Source organism: Niastella sp. (assembly GCF_045805085.1).
In the GTDB taxonomy this organism is placed as follows: domain Bacteria; phylum Bacteroidota; class Bacteroidia; order Chitinophagales; family Chitinophagaceae; genus Niastella.
Genome location: NZ_JBJMLX010000315.1, coordinates 1 through 9959 on the forward strand (window position 1 = coordinate 1; position 9959 = coordinate 9959).

The following is a 9959-nucleotide window of genomic DNA, read 5'->3' on the forward strand; positions in this document are numbered from 1 at the left end:
CCATCACCTAACTCAGGCTTGAACAAAAGATTGATGGGAATTTCAAGATAAGACAATCTGACATTTATTTTTCGGTAATTATCGTCTTTAGCTCCTTTGGTTGCAAACAAAAGGCCAGGTTGTATATAAAAATCTTCTGCAATAGGAATTTCTGCGTTTAAACCTATGTTAATGCCGGTTTTTAATTTGTTATCGTATTTATGACCATCGCCATCATCTCCGGTGATGTTTTGAAAATTTAAGCCAGCCCGCACCCCGAACGTAGTTTTATCCTGTGCTTTAGCGCCCAATGCAAATACGGTAGTAGCCAATGCGATCAAGAGTACTTTTGATTTCATAAAATAATTGATGTGGTTTTTACTAGAGAATAAGAACATGAATTTTTAATAACCTTGAAAAACTCGGTAAATAACGTAGTGGTTACATTTAAATTGTATAACAGAAAAAAGCCATCCCGATTTAATCGGGATGGCTTTTTATATAAAATCATTATATATTATTAATGAAAACGATAGCCGACAGAAACGCCAAAACCGGTGTTTTTGTATTTCGCTTTATCACCAACGCCCTGAACTTCTGAGTGAATATCGGCAAGGCCCAGTTGTGCATTGAGTTGAAACGACAATCCGCTGCTGAATTCGTATCCTGCTAATAAATTTCCACCATAATCCATGCGTTTCATATGTGGCGTGGATGCTTCCGCGGCAGTGACATCATGTGCAAATTCAAAATCTTTTTTGTTGCCGGTAGGATCTGTATAAGAACCACCAACTGCAAAAGCTGCATAGGGTCCTATGCCCAGTAACAATTTGCCATCGCCCAGTTCAGGTTTGTACAAAAGATTAACTGGTACTTCAATGTATGACAATTGGTATTTTACTTTGTCCCAGTTTTTATCTTTTGCTCCTTTCGTTGAAAACAGCAGACCTGGTTTTACATATAAATCTTCTGCAATAGGGATCTCTGCGTTTATCCCGGCGTTAAAACCGGTTTTTAATTTGCCATCGAGGTCATTGCCTGCCCCATTTTTTCCATTGATGTTTGTAAAGTTTACACCCGCCCGTACTCCGAACGAAGTGTTTTGTGCTGTAGCGCCCAGAGCAAGAAGGGATGCAGTTAGTGCGATCAAAAGAATTTTTAATTTCATAAAATAATTGAGGTGATTTAAACATGAAGAGAATAAGAAGGGGCGATGTAAGGCTGGTAATTACTATATAGCAAAAAAAAGGCCATCCCGATTTAATCGGGATGGCCCATATGATAGATATCAGTTAAGTTATACCAATCAATTAAAAGCGGTAGCCTACTGAAATACCAAAACCGGTATTTTTTGCTTTGTCTTTAGGTTTTACGCCATTTGATTTAGGATTCAAATTGGTCATACCTAATTGAGCATTTAACTGGAAAGAAAAATTATTGCTCATTTCATAACCAACCAAAAGGTTGCCACCAAAATCCAGGCTTTTGAGGAAAATTTTAGGATCAGTTAAGCTAACGTCAGATGGTTTTACGTCGTTTTTAAATTTAACATCTATTTTCTCATCACCTGATTTATATTTTCCACCTATTCCAAAACCAACATAAGGACCGAAGCCTAATAACATTTTACCTGCTCCTAAAGTAGGTTTGTACAGGAGGTTAATCGGAACTTCAAGATAAGAAAGGTTCAGTTTGCCATCACCTTGTTTATCTTTTGATCCTTTAGTACTAAACAATAAACCTGGTTGCACGTAAAAGTCAGGAACAAGAGGAATTTCAGCGTTAACACCTACGTTAAATCCTGCTTTCAGTTTGTTGTCGAGTTTGTCACCATTCGACTCTTTACCATTTAAGTTGGTAAAATTAACACCAGCGCGTACTCCAAAGGTAGTTTTGTCCTGTGCTTTAGCGCCTAAAGCAAATACAGTTGTTGAAAGGGCGATTAACAGTGCTTTTGTTTTCATGTTCTAATAATTAGCGTTGAAAGGTTAAAAAAATGATAATGGCCTTATAGACAAAGAAGCTTATGGTTTAGCTGCTTCTTTCTTTGATTCTTCTTTCATTTTTTCGTTGGCAGTGATCAGGAAGTTCACGCGGCGGTTTTGAGCGCGGCCTTCATCCGTATCATTTGTAGCAACAGGAGCGCTTTCACCAAAACCTTTTGTTCTGATACGGCTGCTGGGGATACCTTTTCCTTTCAGATAATTAGCTACAGCACCAGCTCTTTTTTCAGAAAGGCCCATGTTGTATTCGTCAGTTCCTCTGCTGTCAGTGTGTCCCTGTACCTCAATGTCAGTATCAGGATACTCTTTTAAGATGGTAGCCAGCTTATCAAGATTTGATGCAGCGTTTGCGCCCAAAGTATACGAGCTGAAAGCGAATAATATTTTTTCATTGAACTCAACGACGATACCTTCACCAACGCGGTCAACTTTAGCGCCAGGTACTTTGCTTTCAATTTCTTTTGCCTGTTTGTCCATTTTGTGACCAATAACCGCACCGGTTGCACCACCTACAGCTGCACCGATGATAGCGCCTAATGCGGTATTACCAGCAGCTTTACCTATTACGGCACCTATGGCGCCACCGCCCGCAGTTCCGATAACAGCTCCTTTGGTGGTTTTGTTCATGCTTTTACAACCGGCTAAAATTATAGCCACAGCCGCAATACTTGTCAGGGTTTTTTGGATCGATCTCATATTATTTTGTTTTAGTAAAGACTTGATAATGATAGTCCACAGCTTTCAAATTGTATACCATAATACGCATTAAAAGCTAGTTGGTTGAAAATGAGGCGCAAATATCTTAAAGGTTTATCAACTTTCCTACTGTTTTTTTGTTGTATAACATTGACAATTTATTTAGTAATATCGCACGGGTTAATGTAATTTCCCACACAAATATAAAAGGCGTATTTATATTATGGCAGATGTGAAAGTTAAAAGACCGGTTCAACCGAAAGAAGAAAAGGTAACCGGTGTTGAAACAGATGAAGCGATACATGTCTTTGGTGCGAGGGTACACAATCTTAAGAATATTGACATTAGCATTCCTAAAAATAAACTGGTTGTAATAACAGGGATCAGTGGCAGTGGAAAATCTTCACTGGCGTTTGATACCATTTACGCGGAGGGGCAGCGCCGTTATATGGAAAGTTTTGGCGCCTATGCCCGGCAATTCATCGGTGATATGGAACGGCCCGATGTAGATAAGATTACAGGCTTATCGCCAGTCATTTCCATTGAACAAAAGACCACTAATAAAAACCCACGTTCAACCGTTGGTACCATTACCGAAGTGTATGATTTCCTGCGTTTATTGTATGCACGCATTGGGGAGGCTTACAGTTACAATACGGGGAAAAAAATGGTCAAGTTCAGCGAAGAAGAGATCGTTGATAATATTTATAAGAAGTTCAAAAACAAGAAGATAACATTGTTGGCGCCATTGGTGCGCGGCCGTAAAGGGCACTATCGTGAGTTGTTTGAAGACATTCGCAAAAAAGGTTATCTGAAAGTACGGGTTGATGGTGAAGTAAAAGACCTCGTTCCCAAAATGCAGGTTGATCGTTATAAAATTCATGATATAGAAGTGGTGATCGATCGCATGGCAGTAACAGATGATATGAAGGTGCGGTTGAGTCAAAGTGTGCAAAAAACGCTTCAATTGGGTAAGGAGCTTATGTTCTTATTAGTACACGATGCGGCAACCAATGGTAAAAGCAAAACACCTGCAGAGTTACTGGTTCAATATAGCCGCCAGTTAATGTGTGAAGACACCGGCATTAGTTATGAAGAACCTTCACCCAATAGTTTCTCATTTAACAGTCCATATGGCGCCTGCCCAACCTGTAAGGGATTAGGTAATGTATACCAGATAAGCATGGATGCAGTAATGCCCGATCATTCACTTAGTATTAATGATGGAGGGATTGCCCCGTTAGGCGAAGAAAGAGATAATTATGTGTTCAGCCAGGTACAAAGACTGGCGAAGAAAAACAAGTTCAGCCTGGATGTTCCTTTAAAAGATATGCCGAAGAAAGCCCTGAATCTTGTTTTGTATGGTAATGAAAACGGATCGGAAGAAGAACACCTGGACTTTGATACCATTGAGCCTGATGCAAAATTATACACCGAAGAGTTTGAAGGGGTAGTGCCCCAATTGAAAAGATGGTTTGCCGCCAGCTCAAGTGATGCCATTCGCCAATGGACAGAACAGTTCATGCAATTAAAAACCTGTACAACCTGTAACGGCGCCCGGTTAAAAAAAGAAAGTCTGTGGTTTAAGGTAGATGAAAAAAATATTTCAGAACTAAGCGAGCTCAACCTCGATAAATTGATAACATGGTTCAAGGGAGTTGAGAAAAGGTTATCGAACAAGCAGAACGTTATTGCAAAAGATGTGCTGAAAGAAATCCGCGAGCGCCTGCAGTTCCTGCTCGATGTTGGGTTGAACTATCTTACTTTGAATCGTTCCTCACGCACGCTCAGCGGCGGTGAATCACAACGTATACGGCTGGCAACGCAGATCGGCTCACAGTTACAGGGCATTACCTATATACTGGATGAACCAAGCATCGGTTTGCACCAGCGTGATAATATGCGCCTGATAGAAGCGTTGAAAAACCTGCGCAATATCGGCAACAGTGTGTTGGTGGTTGAGCATGATAAGGATATTATGATGGCGGCCGATCACCTGGTTGATATTGGTCCCAAAGCCGGCTTTCATGGCGGCAGGGTAGTGGCGCAGGGAGAGCCTTATGCTTTATTGAAACTCGATACGCTTACTTCTGCCTATCTCAACGGCAAACGTGAAATAGCGATACCTAAAGAACGCAGAAAAGGCAATGGAAAGGTGCTTGAATTGATTGGTGCCAATGGCAATAACCTGCAAAAGGTCACCGCCAAATTCCCCCTGGGAAAATTGATTGTGGCAACCGGGGTAAGCGGCAGCGGAAAATCAACGCTCATTATTGAAACGCTGTATCCCATTCTAAGCAAACATGCCTTTAACTCAAAAATGACGCCGCTTGAATATAAAAGTATCAAGGGGCTTGAGCATATTGATAAAGTAATTGAAATAGATCAGTCGCCTATTGGGCGTACACCCCGCAGTAACCCGGCCACGTACTGTGGTTTCTTTACCGATATAAGAACGTTGTTTGCTTCGATACCTGAAGCAAAGATCCGCGGGTATAACGCCGGCCGTTTTTCGTTCAATGTAAAAAGCGGCCGTTGCGATGTGTGTGAAGGCGGGGGTATGCGCGTAATAGAAATGAACTTTTTACCCGATGTGTATGTGCATTGTGAAAAATGCCAGGGTAAGCGGTATAACCGCGAAACACTGGAGATCAGGTATAAAGGGAAAAGCATCAGCGATGTGCTGGATATGACGGTTGATGAGGCTGTTGAATTCTTTCAAAATGTACCTTACCTGTACAGAAAAATTAAAGTGCTGCAGGAAGTAGGGTTGGGCTATATAACCCTGGGACAGAGTGCGGTTACTTTAAGCGGGGGAGAGGCACAACGCGTAAAACTGGCTACCGAGTTATCGAAAAAAGATACCGGTAAAACATTTTACATCCTTGATGAGCCTACCACCGGATTGCATTTTGAAGATATTCAGCATTTACTCGATGTGCTGAATAAACTGGTCGATCGTGGTAATACCGTGCTGGTGATAGAACATAATATGGATGTAATTAAAGTGGCCGATCATATCATTGACCTGGGGCCTGAAGGTGGGGATGGCGGCGGTCAGATCTTGTTTGAAGGCACACCCGAAGACCTGTTAAAGGTAAAAGCGAGCCACACCGCTAAATTTTTAAAAGAAGAATTAAAATAGTGTATGGAACGCGTAATTATTGATATGGATGAAGTGATAGCCGATCCTATGGGTGCTATGATAACCTGGTATGAAAAAGAATATGGCTTGCCCATAGATCTTAATAAAATGAAAGGTTCATGGTTGCCCGGTTTTCCTGAACATCACCAAACATTGGTGCGGGCGCGTTTGTATGAACCTGGCTTTTTCAGGGACCTGCCGGTGATGAAGGACAGTGTGGATGTGTTAAAGGAAATGAATAAACGGTATGAAATATTTATCGTATCAGCTGCTACTGAATTCCCCAATTCATTAAAAGATAAGTTGGATTGGTTGATGGAGCATTTCCCTTTCTTTACCTGGAAACAGCTGGTGTTGTGTGGGGAAAAGCGAATGGTGTTTGGCGATCATATGATCGATGACCATGTACGGCACCTACAACATTTTAATGGAAGGAAACACCTGTTTACGGCGGCGCACAACCTGGATATTACAGGTTACGACCGGATAAACAGCTGGCAGGAAGCGGGCACTATTTTTCTACATTAATTGTAAATATAAAATTCTTAAACGCCTGATGCGATATCGTGTTGGGCGTTTTGCATTTGAGACAGGTATAAAAAACAAGTAGCCGGCAATTGTTCATCGCCGGCTACTGAGGATACTGGCATTAACCAGAAGAATTTTTGAAAGCCAATAAGCAAGCGCAGGGAAGTGATTAATAAAATCTTTGTGTTTCAGGGTACTTAAAAAATAGGGAACGGATCAGGTTTTGACTCAACCGGATATATGGATTTTACTAATTTCCCCTGCAGCTTATTGGTTTATAAGTTGTGGTAGCAAAGAGCTTTTTGTAGTTGCTGATAACAGCAACCAGAAACCGATTTATTTTATTGTCACCTGGCCGTTTTCAATACGCTCATCATCACTGAACACTTCGAACAGGTAATTGCCTTTTTCAATGTTGTCAATAACAGTGGTTTGCTTGCTTTTAATATTTGTCTGTGTAACCAGGTTTCCTGTAACGTCAAATATAAACAGCTGGTATACTTTCCCCTCTACACCACGCACACTAAAGAACAGAGCGCTTTGATCGTCGTTTTGAAACAACCTGATCCTGTGCTTTTTACTGGTGACTTGTTTTTGTACCAGGATAGTATCATTAGAATAGGTGGGTACTGGTAACGGGCAACCGAAGGAGATGTTGGCGCATGCGAACAATATTGCTATTGTTAGCAGCGCGGGTACGGTACGGATAAAACGATTTCCTACGGTTTCGATCGTGTTCATGGGTTCAATTTGGCTACCTCGTCAGAGGCCAAAAGTTTTCAAAAAGGGTACGGATCAACAATATCCTGAATACGGAATGTAACTATTAGAAATTAACCGGACAACGGGTTGAACTGTAATTGTTACCGCCACGGCCTAATCTGAAGCCTAATTTCACGTTAATTGAAAAATAAGCATCATTGTTAGTAGAGGTACCTCTTTTATCACCGGCTTTGTAAGCCCCAAATACAGTACCGCTCTTGTTCGCCATTCTTGTTGCCAGGTTGGCTTGTGCCAGTGACATATGAGCGAAAAACGTTTGCGGATCAACATAGGTTGTACTTACGTCGTCGATATAATCGGTATTGGTAGTTCTGTGTAATAATTCGAGACTCAGGTTTACTTTTTCGCTGAAGAAGTATTTAGCACCTGCGCCCAAAGTGTATTGAAACGCTGAGAGTTTATACTCTTTACGGCCAGGATATTCTGCGAAGCCCTGTCCTTCAGTGTGTAAAGGTTGCAGATCAACCCATTCGCCTGTTAAAGGATCAGTGCCTTGTGGCTTAAAGTGTAATAAACCAACGCCAGCCACGCCATAGGGTCTGATTCGTCCTACAACATCACTTGGATCGCCTTCAAAAAAAACGGTGGGATAAAATTCTGCCAGCAACATAGCCTCGGTTATGCGCGAACGAACGTCTGAGTTGCGGTTTTTGCGGGCTTCTTCATAGCCGCCTTTACCTTTAATCAGCGCATCGTCGCCAGCCAGTGTACCTCTGTTCAATGCCAATCTGAAACCCAGCCATTCGTTTGGTTGGTAGGTCAGGTAAGCACCAAAGATCAGTTTGGTTGCGGGGAAGTTGTTGTCTTTAACAAACTTGGTACCCTTTCCGGCATTACCTCCGAGGTCACTCAGAAGGTTTGTGGGTCCAACAGAAATGCCTGCCTCAAAAACGGAGGAACTTTCAGTATACTGGCCAAAGGAAGAAATGCAGATACCTGCACTCACCAGTAGTAACAAGCTACACCTCCTTACAGAGTGTAAAAATTGTTTCATGAGAATATCAGATTTAGTTTTCAGACGGTCTGGGAAAATATCTGGCGCTAAAATAGTAAACGCCAGTCACACATACTATAAACGCAGAATTGTTTGTTTTTTGTGTGCAGTGTTCAAAAAAATATCCAAATAAGTGTTTCTATCCAGTGTTTTCAATTGATTACAGGTAGAAACATCTTAATATGCTGAATACCATCTTCAAGATAGATGTCGCTACACTGTTGAAATCCCAGAGAGGTGTAGAAATTACGGAGGTAAAATTGCGCACCGATGGTTATAGTAGTTTTCCCCCACGCATCGTATGTTGTACGAATAGAATAATTCATTAGTAGTTTTCCTATACCTGCATGTCGTACTTTCGGTGAGGTAACAACACGCCCGATAGAAGGATCTTCATAGGCGATTCCTGCAGGTACTAACCGTGTGTAACCAGCCAGTAATTCATTTTGCCAGCACATTACATGTATCGATACCTGATCTTTATCATCAGCATCCAGAAAAACACAATTCTGTTCCACTACAAATACTTCACTGCGTAATTGCAATATGGCGTATAGCTCGTACGGAGTAAGTTCGGTAAATGACTTATGTATAAAAGTTAGTTCTTGCAAATGATAATTGGTTACAGGTAACGTGTTATATATATGTCAGGCTTCCCCTACTAATACCCGTACTTCTCTCTCCACAGGTTCTTAAGGTATTTTCTTAGTTCTTCCTCCCTGGCATTTTTACCCGGGCTGTAAAAGGTGCGGCCGGTGAGTGGCGGCGGCAAATATTCCTGGCTGGAGAAATTTCCTTCATAATCGTGCGAATATTTATAGCCCTTTCCGTAATCGAGTTTTTTCATGAGGCCGGTAGGCGCATTGCGAATGTGCAGGGGCACCGGTAGATCGCCGAGTTCACGAACGGCTGCCAGCGCCTCGTTGATGGCCATGTAGGAGGCATTGCTTTTAGGTGAAGACGCCAGATAAATGGCGCATTGCGATAAAATAATGCGGGCCTCGGGGTAGCCAATTTTATCAACGGCTTCAAAGGTGGCGTTGGCCATTACCAGCGCAGTAGGGTTGGCATTGCCAATGTCTTCGCTGGCCAGTATCAACATGCGGCGGGCAATGAATTTTACATCTTCACCGCCTTCTATCATCCGGGCCAGCCAGTAAACAGTTCCATTGGGATCGCTGCCGCGCATACTTTTTATAAAAGCAGAAATGATATCGTAATGCTGTTCACCGCCTTTATCGTATAGGGCAATCCGTTGCTGCGCAATTTCCATCACCGCGTCATCAGTAATAATGACTTTATCGCCCAGGGCATCAGCAACCAGTTCAAGCAGGTTCAATAATTTTCGGGCATCGCCGCCTGAAATAGTTATGAGGGCGGATGTTTCTTTCAGCTCGATGTGTTTCTTCTGCAGCTGCACATCTTTTACAATGGCCTGTTGTAATAATTTAACCAGGCTTTCTTCCTGCAAAGGCTTTAATACATATACCTGGCAACGGCTGAGCAAGGCGCTGTTCACTTCAAACGAAGGATTTTCAGTGGTGGCGCCAATAAGGGTAACAATGCCCTTTTCCACGGCGCCCAGCAGGGCATCCTGCTGTCCTTTATTAAAACGGTGTATTTCGTCAATGAATAAGATGGCCCGTTCTTTATCCTTCGCCTCGGCAATTACTTCACGAACTTCTTTTATGCCTGAGCTAATGGCGCTGAGGGTGTAAAAAGGGACCTGTAAAGTATGGGCAATGATGTTGGCAATGGTGGTTTTGCCGGTGCCGGGCGGGCCCCATAAGATCATGGAGGGCACTTTCCCCTGGTCGATAGCTGTACGCAA

At 42.3% G+C, this 9959-nt stretch carries 10 protein-coding genes; 2 read left to right on the plus strand and 8 right to left on the minus strand.

Annotated elements, in window-relative coordinates; genetic code table 11:
• The 4 genes from ACJ751_RS16390 to ACJ751_RS16405 all read right to left on the minus strand — a co-directional run.
• A partial coding sequence (locus ACJ751_RS16390; protein ID WP_407746594.1) for an outer membrane beta-barrel protein occupies positions 1–338 on the minus strand: 338 nt, incomplete at its 3' end.
• A gap of 161 nt (positions 339–499) precedes the next feature.
• The gene (locus tag ACJ751_RS16395; RefSeq protein WP_407746595.1) at positions 500–1147 is read right to left on the minus strand and encodes a porin family protein; all 648 of its coding nucleotides are present in this window, start codon (positions 1145–1147) and stop codon (positions 500–502) included.
• A 142-nt stretch (positions 1148–1289) separates the two neighbouring features.
• Positions 1290–1943: a porin family protein gene (locus ACJ751_RS16400; protein WP_407746596.1), complete on the minus strand. Its 654-nt coding sequence runs from the start codon at positions 1941–1943 to the stop codon at positions 1290–1292.
• A gap of 60 nt (positions 1944–2003) precedes the next feature.
• Positions 2004–2678 carry an OmpA family protein gene (locus ACJ751_RS16405; protein ID WP_407746598.1) on the minus strand — a complete coding sequence of 225 codons (675 nt, stop codon included), beginning with the start codon at positions 2676–2678 and terminating at the stop codon, positions 2004–2006.
• Between the two features lie 223 nt (positions 2679–2901).
• Here ACJ751_RS16405 and uvrA point away from each other — a divergent pair, with 223 nt between their 5' ends.
• Together uvrA and ACJ751_RS16415 are read left to right on the plus strand one after the other, a co-directional pair.
• On the plus strand, positions 2902–5823 hold the full coding sequence (uvrA, locus tag ACJ751_RS16410) for an excinuclease ABC subunit UvrA (protein ID WP_407746599.1): 2922 nt from the start codon (positions 2902–2904) through the stop codon (positions 5821–5823).
• A 3-nt stretch (positions 5824–5826) separates the two neighbouring features.
• Positions 5827–6351, plus strand: a complete 525-nt coding sequence (locus tag ACJ751_RS16415; protein ID WP_407746600.1) for a 5' nucleotidase, NT5C type — start codon at positions 5827–5829, stop codon at positions 6349–6351.
• A gap of 336 nt (positions 6352–6687) precedes the next feature.
• Here ACJ751_RS16415 and ACJ751_RS16420 read toward each other — a convergent pair whose 3' ends face one another.
• The 4 genes from ACJ751_RS16420 to ACJ751_RS16435 form a co-directional block, all read right to left on the minus strand.
• Positions 6688–7092, minus strand: coding sequence for a T9SS type A sorting domain-containing protein (locus tag ACJ751_RS16420; protein ID WP_407746601.1), 405 nt, complete (start codon positions 7090–7092; stop codon positions 6688–6690).
• A gap of 85 nt (positions 7093–7177) precedes the next feature.
• Entirely contained in the window at positions 7178–8128 is a 951-nt protein-coding gene (locus ACJ751_RS16425; protein WP_407746602.1) for an outer membrane beta-barrel protein, read from the minus strand.
• A gap of 152 nt (positions 8129–8280) precedes the next feature.
• Positions 8281–8739: a GNAT family N-acetyltransferase gene (locus ACJ751_RS16430; protein WP_407746603.1), complete on the minus strand. Its 459-nt coding sequence runs from the start codon at positions 8737–8739 to the stop codon at positions 8281–8283.
• 50 nt (positions 8740–8789) lie between these two features.
• Positions 8790–9959, minus strand: a 1170-nt coding sequence (locus ACJ751_RS16435) for a replication-associated recombination protein A (protein WP_407746604.1), incomplete at its 5' end; no start/stop codon positions are given.